The 17,389-nt window shown below is 74.2% G+C and carries 11 protein-coding genes; 3 read left to right on the top strand and 8 right to left on the bottom strand.

The window, feature by feature from the left end; genetic code table 11:
• The first annotated feature begins 74 nt into the window (after window positions 1-74).
• Together O7603_RS18660 and O7603_RS18655 are read left to right on the top strand one after the other, a co-directional pair.
• Entirely contained in the window at window positions 75-2,363 is a 2,289-nt protein-coding gene (locus tag O7603_RS18660) for an LLM class flavin-dependent oxidoreductase (protein ID WP_281571087.1), read from the top strand.
• A complete protein-coding gene (locus O7603_RS18655) occupies window positions 2,360-3,268 on the top strand; it encodes an LLM class flavin-dependent oxidoreductase (RefSeq protein WP_281571086.1) in 909 nt (302 codons plus the stop codon). Before O7603_RS18660 ends, O7603_RS18655 begins: the two co-directional genes overlap by 4 nt.
• 101 nt (window positions 3,269-3,369) lie before the next feature.
• Here O7603_RS18655 and O7603_RS18650 read toward each other — a convergent pair whose 3' ends face one another.
• From O7603_RS18650 to O7603_RS18640, 3 genes are all read right to left on the bottom strand, one after another.
• The gene (locus tag O7603_RS18650) at window positions 3,370-4,653 is read right to left on the bottom strand and encodes a DUF6596 domain-containing protein (protein WP_281571085.1); all 1,284 of its coding nucleotides are present in this window, start codon (window positions 4,651-4,653) and stop codon (window positions 3,370-3,372) included.
• Between the two features lie 8 nt (window positions 4,654-4,661).
• On the bottom strand, window positions 4,662-4,997 hold the full coding sequence (locus tag O7603_RS18645) for a YciI family protein (protein ID WP_281571084.1): 336 nt from the start codon (window positions 4,995-4,997) through the stop codon (window positions 4,662-4,664).
• Between the two features lie 127 nt (window positions 4,998-5,124).
• Window positions 5,125-6,003 carry an alpha/beta hydrolase gene (locus O7603_RS18640; RefSeq protein WP_281571083.1) on the bottom strand — a complete coding sequence of 293 codons (879 nt, stop codon included), beginning with the start codon at window positions 6,001-6,003 and terminating at the stop codon, window positions 5,125-5,127.
• A gap of 238 nt (window positions 6,004-6,241) precedes the next feature.
• On the opposite strand from O7603_RS18640, the gene O7603_RS18635 reads away from it, so the two are divergent.
• The gene (locus O7603_RS18635) at window positions 6,242-9,757 is read left to right on the top strand and encodes a BTAD domain-containing putative transcriptional regulator (protein ID WP_281571082.1); all 3,516 of its coding nucleotides are present in this window, start codon (window positions 6,242-6,244) and stop codon (window positions 9,755-9,757) included.
• A gap of 45 nt (window positions 9,758-9,802) precedes the next feature.
• On the opposite strand, the gene ileS is transcribed toward O7603_RS18635, so the two are convergent.
• From ileS to O7603_RS18610, 5 genes are all read right to left on the bottom strand, one after another.
• Window positions 9,803-12,925, bottom strand: coding sequence for an isoleucine--tRNA ligase (gene ileS, locus O7603_RS18630; RefSeq protein ID WP_281571081.1), 3,123 nt, complete (start codon window positions 12,923-12,925; stop codon window positions 9,803-9,805).
• A 372-nt stretch (window positions 12,926-13,297) separates the two neighbouring features.
• Window positions 13,298-14,032, bottom strand: a complete 735-nt coding sequence (locus O7603_RS18625; protein WP_281571080.1) for a GNAT family N-acetyltransferase — start codon at window positions 14,030-14,032, stop codon at window positions 13,298-13,300.
• Window positions 14,033-14,399: 367 nt separating this feature from the next.
• On the bottom strand, window positions 14,400-15,713 hold the full coding sequence (locus O7603_RS18620; protein WP_281571079.1) for a reverse transcriptase family protein: 1,314 nt from the start codon (window positions 15,711-15,713) through the stop codon (window positions 14,400-14,402).
• Window positions 15,714-16,056: 343 nt separating this feature from the next.
• The gene (locus tag O7603_RS18615) at window positions 16,057-16,728 is read right to left on the bottom strand and encodes a nucleotidyl transferase AbiEii/AbiGii toxin family protein (protein WP_281571078.1); all 672 of its coding nucleotides are present in this window, start codon (window positions 16,726-16,728) and stop codon (window positions 16,057-16,059) included.
• Window positions 16,729-16,730: 2 nt separating this feature from the next.
• Window positions 16,731-17,297: a hypothetical protein gene (locus O7603_RS18610; protein WP_281571077.1), complete on the bottom strand. Its 567-nt coding sequence runs from the start codon at window positions 17,295-17,297 to the stop codon at window positions 16,731-16,733.
• Window positions 17,298-17,389: the final 92 nt, after the last annotated feature.

Raw genomic sequence — 17,389 nt, 5'->3', positions numbered from 1 at the left:
GGGATGACCGGGATCACACGCACGTCGAGAGTGAGCGCCGTACCCTGGTTGACGCATCAACCTATGGGGGAGTCGTGTCCGGTACCTATCGCCACCGCCTCGAGTTCGGCACGTTCGTCACGCCGGTGAACGCGACCCCCGATGCTCCGGTGGCCCTCGCCCGGCGGAGCGAGGAACTCGGCTACGACCTGGTCACCTTCCAGGACCATCCGTACCAGCCGGCGTTCCTGGACACCTGGACGCTGCTGTCCTGGGTCGCCGGGAAGACCGAGCGGATCCACCTGGCCGCGAACGTGCTCAACCTCCCGCTGCGGTCCCCGGCGGTGCTGGCGCGCTCCGCCGCCAGCCTGGACCTGCTCTCCGACGGGCGTCTGGACCTCGCCCTCGGCGCCGGCGCGTTCTGGCCGGCGATCGAGGCGATGGGCGGCCGGCGGCGGAGTCCCGGCGAGGCGGTCGACGCGCTCGCCGAGGCGATCGACGTCATCCGCGCCCTGCTCGACGCCGGCGAGCCCACGCCGGTGCGCTACGCCGGCGAGCACTACCGGCTCGACGGCGCGCAGCCCGGCCCGCTGCCGGCCCACCACATCCCGATCTGGCTCGGCGCGTACCGGCCGCGCATGCTGCGACTGGTCGGTGCGAAGGCCGACGGCTGGCTGCCGACGCTCGGCCCGATCGGCCCCGGAGACCTCCGCGCCGGCAACGAGACCATCGACGAGGCGGCCCGGGAGGCGGGCCGCGACCCGGCGGAGATCCGGCGGCTGCTCAACATCTCCGGGCGGTTCGCGCCCACCCGCCGGGGCCTCCTGGACGGCCCGGCCGAGAGCTGGGTCGAGGACCTGCTGCCCCTGGTCGTCGAGGACGGCATCGGCACCCTCATCCTGATGACGGACGACCCCGACACCATGGAGCGGTTCGCGCACGAGGTGGCTCCGGCGCTGCGCGAGGCCGTCGACCGGCAGCTCCCGGAGCCGCTGCCCACCACCGCCCGGCGCAGCGTCACCGTCCGCGCGAAGCGGCGCCCCGGCATCGCGTACGACCAGGTGCCCGCCTCGCTCGCGGACACCGCCGTGGAGCCCGGCGACGTCGGCTACCCCCGGGTGAAGTCGACCTACCTGCGCGGCGGCGCGCCCGGCCTGGTCCTGCGACCCCGCACCCCGGCCGAGGTGGCCGACGCGCTCGCCTTCGCCCGGGAGCACCGGCACCTGCCGCTGGGCGTCCGCAGCGGCGGGCACGGCATCAGCGGCCGGTCCACGAACGACGGCGGGATCGTGATCAGCCTCGCCCGGATGAACGACATCGAGGTGCTCGACGAGTCGACCCGCCGGGTCCGGATCGGGCCCGGCGCGCGGTGGATGGACGTCGCCGCGGCGCTGGAACCGCACGGCTGGGCGCTCACCTCCGGCGACTACGGCGGGGTCGGCGTCGGTGGGCTGGCCACCGCCGGCGGTGTCGGCTGGCTGGCCCGCAAGCACGGGCTGACCATCGACCACCTGCGCGCGGTCGAGCTGGTCCTCGCCGACGGCACCCCCGTGCGGGCCAGCGACACCGAGAACCCGGACCTGTTCTGGGCGGTACGCGGCGCCGGCGCCAACTTCGGGGTGGTGACCGCGTTCGAGTTCGAGGTCGACGAGGTCGGTCCGGTGGGCTGGGCCCAGTTCGTCCTCGACGCCAGCGACCCGGCCGGCCTCCTGGCCCGCTGGGGCGCCGCGGTCGAGGCGGCGCCGCGCGACCTGACCAGCGCGCTCCTCATGGGCCCGCCCCGGCTGGGCCAGCCGTCGGTGGCGCAGGTGATGGCGATGGTCGACTCGGACGATCCGGCGACGATCGTCGCGGCGCTCCAGCCGGTCGCCGACATCGCACCCGGCTACGACCAGCAGGTGGTGATCACCTCGTACGCCTCGGTGCTGGCCAACGCGAGCGAAGGCCCACACCACGGCCAGGGGGAGCCGATCTCCCGCACCGGCCTGATCGAGCACCTCACGCCCGACTTCGCCACGGCCGCCGCCCGGCTGCTGGCCAGCGGCGAGGTCTTCTTCTTCCACATCCGGTCGGTCGGCGGGGCGGTCACCGACGTCGACCCCGACGCCATGGCGTGGAGCCACCGGAGAGTCAACTTCCACGTCAGCGCGTTCGGGCGGCACCGCGACCGGCTCGACGCCCTCTGGGACGGTCTGCTCGCCGGGCACCTGCGCGGCACCTACCTCAGCTTCGAGACCGACCAGCGGCCGGAACGACTGGCCGAGGCGTTCCCGCCCCGCACCCTCGCCCGGCTGCGCACCCTGAAGGAGCGGTACGACCCGGACGGCCTCTTCCGGGACAACTTCGCCATCACACCCGACTCCGCATCGAGGACGACGTCATGACCGACTACGGGCACGATCTCCTGTTCGGCGCCTTCGTCACGCCCACCGCCCAGCCCGTCCGGCACGCCGTGGACCTGGCCGTGGTGGCCGACCGGGCCGGGCTGGACCTGGTCACCTTCCAGGACCACCCGTACCAGCCCCGGTTCCACGACACCTGGACGCTGCTGAGCTACGTGGCCGCGCGTACCGAGCGGATCCGGCTCAGTGGCAACGTCCTCAACCTGCCGCTGCGGCAGCCGGCCGTGCTGGCCCGCAGCGCCGCGAGTCTCGACCTGCTCAGCGGCGGCCGGTTCGAGCTCGGCATCGGCGCGGGCGGGTTCTGGGACGCCATCGAGGCGATGGGCGGCCGGCGGCTCGCCCCCGGCCAGGCGGTCAAGGCCCTGGACGAGGCGATCCAGGTGATCCGCGAGGTCTGGGCGGCCGACAAGCCGGGCGGGGTCCGCGTCGACGGCGAGTTCTACCGGGTCGCGGGTGCGAAGCGGGGGCCGGCGCCGGCCCACCCGGTGAACATCTGGATCGGCGCGTACAAGCCGAGGATGCTGCGGCTGACCGGGCGGGTGGCCGACGGCTGGCTGCCCACCCTCCAGTACCTCCAGGGCGGGCCGGCCGACCTGGTGGCGATGAACGAGCAGATCGACGAGGCCGCCGCCGGGGCCGGGCGCGATCCCGCCTCGGTCCGCCGGCTGCTGAACATCGGCGGCCAGTTCGCCGCGACCGGCCGGTCGTTCCTCAACGGCCCGCCGGAGCAGTGGGCGGAGGACCTCGCCGGAGTCGCCCTGGAGCACGGGGTGAGCGCCTTCATCCTGGCCGGCGACGACCCGGCCGTGATCGAGCTGTTCGCCAACGAGGTCGCCCCGGCCGCCCGCGAGCTGGTCGCCGAGGAGCGGGCCCGCGCCGCCGGCTGACGAGCGACCCCGTCAGCCGCCGACGGCGGCGTTCCGACCCGAGCCGACGCCCTGACGGCGGGCGCTCAGTCGCCCTCGACGGCGTTCCGGTCGGCGGGCGCTCAGTCGCCTGCGGCGGCGCTCCGGCCGGCCGGTTCGATCTCGGCGAGCCGGCGGCGCAGGTGCGCCCGCTCCGGCTCGGTGCCGGCCAGGTCGAGGGCCTCCCGGTAGGCCGCCGCCGCCTCGGGCCGGCGACCGAGCCGGTGCAGCAGGTCCGCCCGGGCGGCCGGGTACGGGGCGTACCCGCGCAGCTGCGGCTCGCCGGCCAACTCGTCGAGCAGGGCCAAGCCGGCCGCCGGGCCGTCGCGCATCGCCACCGCCGCGGCCCGGTTCAGCGCCACCACCGGCGACGGCGTCAGCGCGACCAGTACGTCGTAGAGCGCCACCACCTGCGGCCAGTCGGTGGACGCCGCGTCGGGCGCCTCGTCGTGCAGGGCGGCGATGGCCGCCTGCACCCCGTACGGGCCGGGTGGGCCGCCGGTCAGCGCGGTCAGCACCAGGGACCGCCCCTCCTCGATCATCGCGCGGTCCCAGCGGTCGCGGTCCTGCGCGTCGAGCAGCACCAGCTCGCCGGCCGGGCCGATCCGGGCGTCCCGCCGGGCATGGACCAGCAGCATCAACCCGAGCAGCCCGGCCACCTCCCGCTCGGCGGGGAGCAGCCGGCGCAGGATCCGGGCCAGCCGGATCGCCTCCTCGGCGAGGTCGAGCCGCTGGAGGTGCGGGCCGGCGCTGGCCGCGTACCCCTCGGTGAAGATCGAGTAGACCGCCTGGAGCACACCGGGCAGGCGCGCGGGCAGCTCGTCCGGCTCGGGAACCCGGAACGGGATGCGGGCCTCGCGGATCTTCTTCTTCGCCCGGACCAGCCGCTGGGCCATCGTCGCGGTCGGCACGAGGAACGCCCGGGCGACCTCGGGCGTGGTCAGCCCGGCGAGGTACCGCAGGGTCAGCGCCCCGCGGTCCGCCGCCGGCAGTGCCGGGTGGGCGCAGGTGAAGAAGAGCCGCAGCCGTTCGTCGGGCAGGCCGCCGTCGGTGTCCGCCGGCGCGCCCGGCCCGGCCCGGTCGGCCTCCGCGGCGAGGATGGCGAGCCGGGCGGCGTACGTCTGGTCGCGCCGGAGCCGGTCCACGGCCCGACGCCGGGCCGTGGTGAGCAGCCAGGCGCCGGGCCGGGTCGGTACGCCGTCGACGGGCCAGTGGATCAGCGCCGCCTCGATCGCCTCGGAGGCGACGTCCTCGGCCAGGTCGAGGTCGCCGAAGCGGTGAGCGAGGGCGGCGAGCAGCCGGCCGCGTTCCTCGCGGAACACCGCCTCGACCGAGGCGCGGGTGCCGGCCGCCCGCTCGTCCGTCACGTCCGGCCCTAGAACTCGGCGACCGGCCGCACCTCGACCGCCCCGTTGCCCCGGGAACCCGGGCAGCGGGCGGCCCAGTTCAGGGCGACGTCGAGGTCCGGCACGTCGATGACGTAGTAGCCGCCGAGCACCTCCCGGGTCTCCGCGAACGGGCCGTCGGTGACCGTCCGCTCACCGGTCGGGCCGACCTGAACGGTGGTGGCGGTGGTCAGATCCGCCAACGAGTGGCCGCCGACGAGGATCCCCGCCTCCTGGACCTCCTTGTCGTAGGCCATCCAGTCCTCGACAGTGCACGGGTCCGGCGCGTCCTTGGAACCGCTGTAGATGAGCAGCATGTACTTCATGTCCGACTCCTGTCGTCTCTTCGGGCTGCCGTACGACCTGACGACGAACGGGACCGGCGCGGATCGACACGGCCCCGTGAAAATTCTCTCCCGCCCCGGACCGACCAGCTGCCCCGCCGCGCGGCGGCTACCGGGCCAGCAGCGCGCGCAGCTCGGCGACCACCTCCGCCGGCGCCTCCTCGGCCATGAAGTGACCGCTGGTGACCGTACGGTGCGCCAGGTCCGGAGTCCACGCCCGCCAGAGCGCCGCGGCGTCGTAGCCGAGGGCGGCGCCCCAGTCCTGCTGGAGGACGGTCACCGGCATCCGCAGCCGGTTGCCGGCCTCGCGGTCGGCCCGGTCATGCACGACGTCGATGCCGGCGGTGGCCCGGTAGTCGGCGACGATCGAGGTGACCGCGGCCCGGGAGGCCGCCAGGTACGCCGCCCGCACCTCGGCGGGGATCGCCTCCGGGTCGCGGGTCCAGGCGTCCAGAAAGTGCCCGAAGAACGCGTCCGCGCTCGCGCCGATGAGCTGCTCGGGCAGGCCGGGCGGCTGGGCCATCAGGTACAGGTGGAAGCCGACCGCGGCGGTCGTGCCGTGCAGGACGTCCCACATGTCGAGGGTGGGCAGCACGTCGAGCGCGGCCAGGTGGGTCACCGCGTCCGGGTGGTCGAGGCCGGCCCGGACGGCGACCAGGGCGCCGCGGTCGTGACCGGCGAGGGCGAATCGCTCGTGCCCGAGCGCCCGGGCGAGCGCGACGACATCGTTGGCCATGGTCCGCTTGGCGTACCGGGTGCCGTCGGTGTCGGCGGGCTTGTCGCTGGCGCCGTAACCGCGCAGGTCGGGGCAGATCACGGTGTGGTCCGCCGCGAGGTCGGCGGCCACGTGCCGCCACATGAGGTGGGTCTGCGGGAAACCGTGCAGGAGCACGACCGGCGGACCGGAGCCGCCGACGGCCACCGCCAGGGCCACGCCCTCGTCGACCGTGACGCGCTGGTAGTCGAAACCCTTGATCCTGGGGTCCACGTCGCACCTTTCTGGGAGCGGAGGTCCGGGTCGCGGGACAGCACCCGCACCCGGCGTACGGGTCGAGCGTGCCCGGGAGCGATCAGCAGCGGATCAGCACCGAATAAGCGGAACCCTTTGGTCGACGCCGTGATCTCTGACGTTCCCGCGACCCGACACGCCGTCCGGCGACTCCCTCAGCCGTCACCGATCGGCGCCGCCGGGTCGGCGCGGCGGGCCGGCTGCCTAGATTGGGTTGGTGACCAGTCCCGGGGTGAGGTTCGGCGTGCTGGGGCCGGTGCAGGCCGTCGCCGCCGGTGACCCGGTGCCGCTGCGCGGCGCCCGCCAGCGGGCGGTCCTGGCCCGGCTGCTGGTCGCCCGGGGGCGGGTGGTCCCGGTCGAACGGCTGGTCGACGCCCTGTGGCCGGAGCAGTCCCCGGAAGCGGCGGTGGCGGCGATCCGTACCTTCGTCGCCGACCTACGCCGCGCCCTGGAACCGGACCGGCCGCCCCGCCGGCCGGCCCGGCTGCTGGTCACCGAGCCGCCCGGGTACGCGCTGCACTCGGCGCCGGACGCGGTGGACGCGTGGCGGTTCGAGGCGGCCGTCCGCGAGTCCGGCGAGCTGCTCGCGACCGGGGCTGCCGGGCCGGCGCTGGCCCGCCTCGACGCCGCGCTCGCCCTGTGGCGCGGCCCCGCCTACGCCGAGTACGCCGACCAGCGCTGGGCCCGCGCGGAGATCGGCCGGCTGGACGAGCTGCGCATGCTGGCCGTGGAGCGGCGGGCCGAGGCGCTGCTGGCGGTGGGCCGGGCCGCCGAGGCCGCGTCCGAGCTGCGGGCGTACGCCACCGACCAGCCGCTGCGAGAGGACGCCTGGCGGCTGCTGGCGCTCGCCCTGTACCGCGCGGGTCGGCAGGGCGACGCGCTGGCCGCGCTGCGCCGTGCCCGGGAGACGCTGGTGGCGGAACTCGGGGTCGACCCGGGGCCCCGACTGCGGCAGCTGGAGGCGGACATCCTCGCCCAGGCCCCCCACCTCGCCGCCCCCGCGACCCCGCCGGCCCCAGCTACTCCGCCGGCCCCAACGTCCCCGCCGGCCCCCGCGACGCCGCCCGTCCCCGCGACCCCGAATGGTGTGCGGCGGCCGTTCGTCGGGCGCGGCGATGAGTTGGACCGCCTCCACCAGGCGGCCGACCAGGTCGTCCGGGACGGCGTGCCGGCGCTCGTCCTGGTCTCGGGGGACGCGGGCGGCGGCAAGTCGGCGCTCGCCGAGGCGCTGACGGAGCGGCTGACGGCGGACGGCTGGACGACGGCGTGGGGGCGCAGCCCCGAGTACGAGGGCGCCCCGGTGGCCTGGCCGTGGCGGCAAATCGCCGACGAACTGGCCGCGTCGGGCGGACCCACACCGGCGAGCGTCGACGAAGGCGCACCCACCCCGCCGAGCCCCGACGAAGGCGCACGCACCCCGTTGAGCGCCGACGGCGGCGCAGGCACCCCGGCGAGCGCCGACGGCGAGCCGACGGACGCCATCGACGGCGACCCGGCCGCCGCCCGGTTCGGGCTGCATCTCGCCGCCGCCGCGCAGGTGACCTCCGCGGCCGGCCGCGCGCCGGTGCTGCTGGTCCTCGACGACCTGCACCGGGCGGACGAGGGCACCCTGGACCTGCTGACCGCCCTGTTCACCGAACCCTCCCGCGTCGACGGTCCGGCGCTTCTCGTCGGCACGTACCGGGCCACCGAGATCACCCCGGAGCTGACCGCGGCGCTGGCGCGGCTCGCCCGGCTGGAACCGCTCCGGATCTACCTGGGGGGCCTCGCCGAGGTGGCTACCGGTGATCTCGCCCGGGCCGTCGTCGGGCGGGACCTGGACGCGCCCGCCGTACGCCTGATCCACCGGCGCAGCGGCGGCAACCCGTTCTTCGTCCGGGAGCTGGCCCGGTTGCTCGCCGCCGAGGGGGACGCGGCCCTGGAGCGCGTGCCCGCGGGGGTCCGGGACGTCATCCGGCACCGGCTCGCCCGGCTCCCCGAACCATCGCAGGACGTGCTGCGGCGGGCCGCGGTGCTCGGCCGGGACGTCGACCCGGAGATCCTAGCCGCGCTGGCCGCGGGCGCGGGCACGACGCACGCAGCGCCCACCGGCGCCGGCACCCGGTCCGCTGCGCCCACCGGCGCCGGCAGCCAATCCGCGGCGACCGCCGGCGCCCGGTCCGTCGCGGCGGCCGACACCGACGGCGCTCTGCTCGACGCGCTCGACCACGCGCTGCGCGCGGGTTTCCTCACCGAGCAGGGGGACGGCGGTCTGCGGTTCACCCACATCCTGGTGCGCGACACGCTCTACGGCGACCTGTCCGCACCGCGCCGGGCCCACTGGCACGCCGCTGCCGGCGCGGCGCTCGAACGGCTGCACCCGGACGACGTGGTCGCCCTCGCCCACCACTTCGATCGGGCCGGCACCCGGGCCACCGCCGGCCGGGCGGCCCGCTACGCCCGGGCCGCCGCCGAGCAGGCCGAACGCCGCGCCCACCCGCACCAGGCGGCCCGCCTGTGGCAGCAGGCGGTCGACGCCCACGACCGGGGCGGCGACGACGTGCCGGGACGGCTGGTGGCGGTGATGGGGCTCGGCCGCGCCCTCGCCATCACCGGGGACCTGGATCGCACCCGCCGGTACCGGGCCGAGGCGATCGGCACGGCCGAGACGCTGGACGATCCGGCCCTGACCGCGGCCGTGCTCACCGCGTTCGACGTGCCGGCCGTCTGGACCCGCAACGACGACGAGGAGCTGTCCCACCGGATCGTCCGGGCGGCCGACCGCGCCCTGGCCGCGACCGGCGAGGACGACCCGGAACGGCGCAGCCGCCTGCTGAGCACGCTCGCCCTGGAGTCGCGCGGCACGACCACCGACCGGGGGTACCGCGCGGCGGTCGAGGCGGAGGCGCTGGCCCGGCGGCTGCGGAACCCGGCGTTGCTGGCGTTCGCGCTGAACGCCCGCTTCATGCACAGCTTCCGGCGCACGGGACTCGCGGCCGAGCGCGCCCGGGTCGGGGCGGAACTGGTCGACGTCGCCGCCCGGCACGACCTCGTGACGTTCGAGGTGCTCGGCCACCTCATCCTGGTGCAGGCCCACGCCGCGCTCGCCGACCTGTACACCGCCGACGCGCACGCCGGCGCCGCCGACCGCCTCGCCGCGCGGCACGACCTGCCGCTGGTCGGGGTGTTCACCCAGTGGTACGCCGCGCTGCGCCTCGCCCTCACCGGGCGTCCGTCCGAGGCGGAGGTGGCGTACCGCGTGGCGCAGGAGCGCCTGCCCGCCGGTGCGATGCCCGGTCTGGAGCAGGGCCTGCTGCCGCTCGCCCTGCTGTCGCTGCGCGTGGCCGACGCGCCGCCGAGTGCACCCGTCGACGTGCCGGGGCACCTGGATTGGGAGCCCTACGCGCCCTGGGTCGAGCCGCTGGCCCGGGCCGCCGCCGGCCGCCGCGACGAGGCCGTCGCCGCGCTGCGCGCCCAGCCGGAGTCACCGCACGACCTGCTCCGCGAGGCCCGCCTCTGTCTCACCGCCCGCGCCGCGCTCGCCGCCGGCGACGAGCCGGCCATGCGGTACGCGTACGCCGAGCTGCTGCCCGCCGCCGGCGAGCTGGCCGGGGCGGGCAGCGGCCTGCTCAGCCTCGGCCCGGTGGCCCGGCACCTGGCCGACCTCGCCACCGCCCTCGGTCAGGACGACGAGGCCGCCACGCACCTCCGAACGGCGCGTGCCGTCGCGGAGCGCGTCCGGGCCGCCGGGTGATCCGTTTCGGTGCCCCGGGCCACCACGGCCCGGGGCATCCGCACGTCAGACCTTCCGGAGCCAGAAGGTCAGGCTCAGCGACTCGTCGGTGAACGGCTGCGCGTCGGGCCACGACGGATCGCCCTCGGCGCAGTCCGTCGCCAGCACCTCCTCGGCCACCAGCTCGCGGTGCTCGGCGAGGGCCCGCGCGGTCTCCTCCCGGTCGCTGCGGTACCGCAGCTCGATCCGGTCGGTCACCTCGAGGCCGCTGCTCTTGCGCGCCTCCTGGATCTGCCGGATCGCGTCCCGGGCCACGCCGGCCCGGCGCAGCTCGTCCGTCAGGTGCAGGTCGAGCGCCAGGGTCGCGCCAGCGTCGCTGGCCACCGCCCAGCCCTCCCGCGGCGTCTCGGTCACGACCACCTCGTCCGGGCCGAGCGTCACCGTCTCGTCGCCGACCTGGACGGTCGCCGACCCGGTGTCGCGCAGCGAGTCCCGCAGGGTGGCGGCGTCGGCGGCCGCGATGGCCTTGGCCACCTGCTGCACCGTCTTGCCGAACCGCTTACCGAGGGTGCGGAAGTTGGCCTTGGCCGTGGTGTCGACCAGCGAACCGCCGGCCCCGCCCACGGCGTCGACCGTGCCGACGTTCAGCTCGGCGGCGATCTCCGCGAGCAGTTCGGGGGACAGCTCCTCGAAGCCGCCCGCCGAGGCGAGCGCCCGGGACAGCGGCTGGCGGACCTTCATCCCGGAGTCGGCGCGGGCCGCCCGGCCCAGCTCGACCAGCCGGCGGGCGAGCGCCATCTGCCGGGACAGGGACCGGTCGATCAGGGCCTCGTCGACGACCGGGTACGGCGCGAGGTGCACCGACTGCGGCGCCTCCGGGTCGACCGGCACCACCAGGTCCTGCCAGACCCGCTCGGTGACGAACGGGGTGAGCGGCGCCAGCAGCAGGGTGACGGTGGACAGCGCCTCGTGCAGGGTGGCGAGCGCCGCCCGGTCGCCCCGCCAAAACCGCCGCCGGCTGCGCCGGACGTACCAGTTGGACAGGTCGTCGACGAACTGGGCGAGCAGCCGGCCGGTCTGGTGCGTGTCGAAGTCGGCCATGGCCGCGTCGACCTGCTGGACGAGCGTGTTCAGCTCGGAGAGCACCCACCGGTCCAGCACCGGGCGGTCCGCCGGAGCCGGGTCCGCCGCCGACGGGGTCCAGCCGGCGGTGCGGCCGTACAGGGACTGGAAGGCGACCGTGTTCCAGTAGGTCAGCAGGATCTTGCGGACGACCTCCTGGAGCGCGGTGTGCCCGACCCGGCGGGCCGACCACGGCGAGCCGACCGCCGCCATGAACCAGCGCACCGCGTCCGCGCCGTGCTGGTCCATCAGCGGGATGGGCTCCAGGATGTTGCCCAGGTGCTTGGACATCTTCCGGCCGTCCTCGGCCAGGATGTGGCCGAGGCAGACGACGTTCTCGTACGCCGACCGGTCGAACACCAGCGTGCCGACCGCCATGAGCGTGTAGAACCAGCCGCGCGTCTGGTCGATGGCCTCGGAGATGAACTGGGCCGGGTAGCTCTTCTCGAACAGGTCGGCGTTGCGGTACGGGTAGCCGAACTGCGCGAACGGCATGGAGCCCGAGTCGTACCAGGCGTCGATGACCTCGGGGACCCGGCGCGCGGTCTCCCCGCAGTGGCAGGCGAAGGTGACGTCGTCGATGAACGGCCGGTGCGGGTCGAGGCCGGTCACGTCGGAACCGGTCAGCTCGCTCAGCTCGGCCAGGGAGCCGACGCAGGTCAGGTGGTCGTTGGCGCACCGCCAGATGGGCAGCGGGGTGCCCCAGTAGCGCCGCCGGGACAGCGCCCAGTCGACGTTGTTGTTGAGCCAGTCGCCGTAGCGGCCGTACTTCACCGTGGCGGGCTGCCAGGTGGTGCGCTCGTTCTCGCGCAGCAGCGCGTCGCGGATCGCGGTGGTCCGCACGTACCAGGACGGCTGGGCGTAGTAGATGAGCGCGGTGTGGCAGCGCCAGCAGTGCGGGTAGGTGTGCTCGTACGGCACGTTCTTGAACAGCAGGCCGCGCAGCTCCAGGTCCTCGATGAGCGGCCGGTCGGCCTCCTTGAAGAACCGCCCGCCGATCAGCGGGATGTCCGGCTCGAACCGCCCGTTCGACTGCACCGGGTTCACCATCGGCAGGCCGTACGTCCGGGCGGTGGCGAGGTCGTCCGCGCCGAACGCCGGCGCCTGGTGGACCAGGCCGGTGCCGCTGTCCGTGGTCACGTACGACGCGAGGACCACGAAGTGCGCGTCGGGCACCTCGACCAGGTCGAAGGGCGGCCGGTAGGTCCACCGCTCCAGTTCCTTGCCCTTGAACGACTCGCCGGTGAGCTCCCAGCCGTCGCCGAGCGCGTACGCCAGCAGCGGCTCCGCCACCACGAGCTGCTCGTTGCCGTCGCTGGCCACCACGTACCGCACGTCGGGGTGCACGGCGACCGCGACGTTCGACGGCAGCGTCCAGGGCGTGGTCGTCCAGACCAGCAGCGCGGCCCGGTCGGCCAGCGGCCCCGAGGTGAGCGGGAACCGGACGAACACCGACGGGTCGACGACCGTCTCGTAGCCCTGGGCCAGTTCGTGGTCGGAGAGCCCGGTCTCGTCCCGCGGGCACCACGGGGCGACCCGGAAGTCCTCGACCAGCAGGCCCTTGTCGAAGATCTGCTTCAACGACCACCAGACGGACTCGATGTACTCCGGGTCCATCGTCCGGTAGGCGTCGTCGAGGTCCACCCAGTAGCCCATGCGCTCGGTGAGCTCGGCGAACGCGTCGGTGTGCCGGGTCACCGACTCACGGCAGCGCGCGTTGAACTCCGCGATGCCGAACTTCTCGATGTCCTGCTTGCCGGAGAAGCCGAGCTCCCGCTCGACGGCCAGCTCGACGGGCAGTCCGTGACAGTCCCAGCCGGCCTTCCGGGCGACGTGGAACCCCTTCATGGTCTTGTAGCGGGGGAAGACGTCCTTGAAGACCCGGGCCTCGATGTGGTGGGCGCCCGGCATGCCGTTCGCGGTCGGTGGCCCCTCGTAGAAGACCCACTCCGGCCGGCCCTCGGACTGCTCCAGGCTGCGCTTGAAGATGCTGTTGGCGTGCCAGAAGTGCAGGACCTGGTGATCGAGGTCGGGCAGGTCGACCTGGGTCGGTACGCTGCGGTACATCGCTCCTCCGTCGGCGCGTGTGCTGAAGCTCCGCCGGAGGGACGAGGCCGTGGCCCCGCGGTACCACCCTCCTTGGCCGTGGAACGGCCCTCTCGTTCGGGTGTGGTCGGGTCTACTCGGCCTCACGGCCTTTCTTCCGACGGCTCCGGGGTGATCTTCCCGCCGCGCACACCCCCGGGCTTCCACCATCCCCGGGTCGCTCATGGCTGCGTGCGACGGTACTCGTCCCCATCTGCGCCTTCCGCACGCATCGTATCCCAGCCCCGCTGATCATGACGACGACGGCGGGAACGACCGGCCGTCCGCCGTCCGCCGTCCGCCGACCCGTCCGGCCGACGCTGGTCGGCTTCGCGCCACGAGACCGGGACCAGGTCAGAACGACAGCAGCCGGAACGTGCCCACCGTGCGGAAACCCATCCGGTCGTAGACCGGCTCGCCGGCGGCGGTCGCGGTGAGGGCCGCCACGCGTACGCCCTCCTCGCGGGCCCGGTCGAGCGCGGCCCGGGTCATCGCGGTGGCGATGCCCTGCCGGCGGTGCGCGGGCTGGGTGCCGACGTAGTACAGGGTGACCAGGCCGTGGCTCAGCCAGGCGACCGCCGTCGCGGCGATGGAGCCGTCGTCGAGGCGGCCGGCCAGCCGAATCACGGTGCCGTCGCCGGTGAAGCCCTTCTCCCGTTCCACGGCGGTCACCACGCCCTCGGCGGGGATGCCGGACACGCGGGCGTAGGCCGACACGAACTCGTCCATTGCGGTGGCCTCGGCGATGTCCAGGCCCGCCGGCGTGGGCGTGACGGCCACCCGGTCGATCGGCGCGGTCATGATCGGCAGGTCGGCGACCGGGACGGCGCCGAGCGACACCAGGGCGTCGGCCGAGCCGGCGTCACTGTCCGGGCCGGCCCACCAGACCCGGGGTGCGCCGTCGAGCCGATCCCGGGCCTCGGCGAGCGCGTCCCGCGGGTCGCGCCCCGCCACGCGCAGCACCCCGTTCAGGGGCGCGTGCGGCACCTCGCTGCGGTAGGTGAGCAGGTCCGGGCCGCCGGCCGCGCCGACGTTCCAGCCGAGGAGGTACGCGCGGTGCGCGGCGAGCAGCAGATCCAGGGACTCCACGAGCCGACCCTAACGAGCAGGGCTCGCCGGGCGCTGTGATCCACCCCGCCCGAACAGCCGGCCCCGGCGCGTGATCACCGGCCAGTCCTGCCACCCCGGCCCGACCGGCAGGTCGCTAGACTGAGCCCTCGCGCCCTCGTAGCTCAGGGGATAGAGCAACGGTTTCCTAAGACGACGCTCTATCTCTACCCGAAGGCTGACTACCTGCGGGTTCCTATTTTGTCTTCGTGTTAGTAGGTCGCACACGCGCGTTGCTGTCCTCGCTTGCCGAAGATCAGCAGACGGGCGTAAGTCCTGCTCAGGCCGCGCCTCGTTCGGTTCGACGCGTCCTTGCCGGGATCCGGTGAAGTTGCCGCGCCGCGTCAGTCTACGGTGCCGCGAGAGCGTGGGCCAGCAGCGTGGCGAGTTTGGCTGCGCGTGCCGGATGGTGATGACCGACCCAGAGAACTCGTCCGATGAGGTATTGGGCGAAGTCGGGGTGGCCGGTCCGGTTCTGCGCGGCGAGACCGGTGCGGGCGGCGTTGTGGAGGATGGCGCGGAGCTGGTCGTATTCGTCGCGGGGTGTGGCGGGGTGTTGGTTGACGACGAGTCCGGCGAGGAGTTGCCGGTCGGCTCGGCTACGGACGCGTGTCTTGGCGGGGTGGACTTGGAAGCCCTCGTCGCGGGCGATGTCGGTGACGGCGGCGATCAGGTCATCGATGCGGCGGGTGGTGAGGTCGCCGGAGAAGGCGAGGTCGTCGGCGTACCGGGTGTAGGTGATCTCGAAGGCGTCGGCGAGGCCGGTGAGGCGTCGGTCGAGTCGGTAGGCGCACAGGTTGGCCAGTGCGGGTGAGGTGGGCGCGCCTTGGGGCAGGTGGCCGGTGCGCAGCGCTGCCAGCCGGGTTGTCCGGTGCGGTAGGTCGGCGGGTGCTTGGCGGAGGACGGGGGACGTTGTGCGGGTGGTGCAGAGTCCGGTGAGGGCGTGGGCGACAGCTTCGGGGTAGCCGGCGGTGCGGAACAGGCCGTGGACGCGGGTGGCGGTGATGTGGGTGAAGAAGGCGAGAAGGTCGATCCGGACGACGACCGGCTGCGCGGCGTGAGTGGCGGCGAAGGTGTGTGCGGAGCGGCCGGGTACGAAGCCGTGGGCGGCGGGGTGGACCGGGATGGGGCCGAGGACCTCGGCGAGGAGCCGGCGTTGCAGGGCGCGGAGCCGTGATTTCGGTGCCTCGATCAGCCGGCCCCGGTCGGCCCAGCGGTAGTGGTAGTGGTGCAGCCGGTGGGCGAAGGCGCGTCGGTTCATGGCACGTCGGTCGGCGTACCAGTCGAGGTGCTCGATGCTCAGGTCGAGCATCGCGGCCAGATCGCCGACGGTGTCGATGACCGGGGTGCGCCAAGGACGGCGGACGGTGCGGGTCGGCGTCACGGGCCGCGCGCGGATAACGATCGGCCGCTGGTGCTGGCGGGCGGTGGCGACTGCCGCACGGAGCGGGTCGAAGGTGCTCAGGAACGTGGCCAGCTCGCGTGGCCGGTCGGTGGGTGGGCGCGGGTAGGCGACCAGCACCGCGTCGGCGACCGGCCACAGCCATCGCCGCCGGACCCCGAGGACGAGCCCACCCTGGTTGACGAGATCGGCGCGGCGCCAGCCGTCGCCGGCAAGGAACGCGTCGGCGAGCGCGGTGGCCAGGGCGTGAAGGGTGGTCACGATCGGGCCGGTGGTGGCAGCGTGTCCCGACGATGCCCGGTCGTGCGGGTGCACAGGCTCGCGGAGCGTGCCGACGCACCTGTGGTGTGGTGCCGAGGTGAGTATCGCGTCCCGGGGGTTGCCCCGGAGAGACCGTGACCGCACCCCGTGTGAGGGGCCGGCCTGGTCAGCTCGGGACACGCTGCCATAGGAGCAGCGTAGAGAACGGAGACTGTCATCGGTGTCCGCGATGCGTGTGGCGCGGCGCAGAGAACCGTTTCGCCGAGCACCATCGGAGCACCGTCGCGGCCGGTGATCGGCGGCGGCTTCCTGCTGGGATTCCTCTTTACCGGGCGCTGGGAGATTAGCTGGCGGAGCCGTCAGGTCGCGGGGGTTCCTTCTCGCTGAGTAGTTGGCGGCGCCATTGGGTGAATCGGCTTCGGAGATTGTCGAGCGCTTGGCCGGTGACGCCGTACTGGGCGAAGTCGTCGGGGTCGAGCTGGGCGGCTTGTCCGAGGGCGTCGGCGAAGATGCGCGGGTCGAAACCGCGGTCGGCGCGTTGGGCGAGGGTGAGGAGGGCGTCGCGGGTGTAGCGGCCGGATCGGAGGGTGGCGTCGATGTCGATGAAGTCCCGGGCGAACGCTCGTCCGTAGAGGGCGCTCATCTTGTTCGCGACCGCGTCGTCGGGGTGCAGTACCGGTCCGATCGCCATGAGGATCGGTTCGTTGGCGCGCCAGTCCACGCCGAGTTCGACCTTGGCAACCCGCACTCCGTCGGTGACGGCCAGCCGGGCGAACGTGTCGTAGTGCCGCTCGGTCTCGACGGTGAGGCCGTCGTCTCGGTAGGCGTGCACGACGGCGTTGACCGCGGCGGTGAACTCGCTGCGGCGGTCCCAGGCGGTGAACAGGTCGACGTCCTCGCTGGGCCGCTCGAGAAGTCCGGCGGCCTGGACCGCGTAGCCGCCGGCCAGCGCGAAGCCGTATCGTTCGGCCGCCGCGAGCCCGGTGCGGGCGAGGCGTTCGTGGAAGGGGTCCACCGCTACGCCGCATCGCTGCGGGTCGCGGCGAGTTCGGGGAAGGCTGCCTCCCAGCGCTGGCGGAGCTGGGGTGGCAGCCAGAGGGTGGGCCAGAGCCGCCGGAGGAGGCCGGCGTCGAGCCAGGTGTTGAGATCTTCGACCGTGCTGGCTTCGGTGAGCACTACCTTGTACATGCTGGCCAGGCGTGCGGGCCGGTTCAGGTCGTACTCGGCGTGCCCGGACCAGTCGAGATGACGCGGAAGCGTCACCGTGCCCGCGGTCGGGCCATGCAGATCGGCGAGAGTCTCGGCCACCACGTAGGGCTTCCGGTCGCCGTAGGGCCGGTAGTCCGCCGGCGGCTGGGGTGACGTCCTGCGTCGGCTGAGATTGGTCGCCCGCCGGACCTCCGGTCGGAGCGCCTGACGGATCGTCTCCCGGCTGTACCCGGTGACCCGCTGCAGATCCACCGGCCGCCAACCGGCGGCATGAAACGCCCGCAGCTGCTCGTCGCGTTCGGTCAACGCCTGCGCGCGCGTCGCCTCGTACCGGGAGACAACCGCGTGCAGCTCATCCTCGGAGAACCGGCCCATGCCACCAGTCTACTACGCTAGGCCAAGCATGCTTGGCTCCTTGCGCCACGCTCGTTGTCGGTGTCATGAACCTGAGCCGGCTGTGGCGAGCA

Source organism: Micromonospora sp. WMMD812 (genome assembly GCF_027497215.1).
Classification (GTDB): Bacteria; Actinomycetota; Actinomycetes; order Mycobacteriales; family Micromonosporaceae; genus Micromonospora.
This window is presented reverse-complemented; position numbering and strand designations above follow the sequence as displayed.

Bases quoted from the DNA above. Each gene is read 5' to 3' on its own strand.
- O7603_RS18655 (WP_281571086.1), top strand. From the start codon at position 2,360: ATGACCGACTACGGGCACGATCTCCTGTTCGGCGCCTTCGTCACGCCC.
- O7603_RS18645 (WP_281571084.1), bottom strand. From the start codon at position 4,997: ATGAAGTACATGCTGCTCATCTACAGCGGTTCCAAGGACGCGCCGGAC.
- ileS (WP_281571081.1), bottom strand. From the start codon at position 12,925: ATGTACCGCAGCGTACCGACCCAGGTCGACCTGCCCGACCTCGATCAC.
- O7603_RS18610 (WP_281571077.1), bottom strand. From the start codon at position 17,297: ATGGGCCGGTTCTCCGAGGATGAGCTGCACGCGGTTGTCTCCCGGTAC.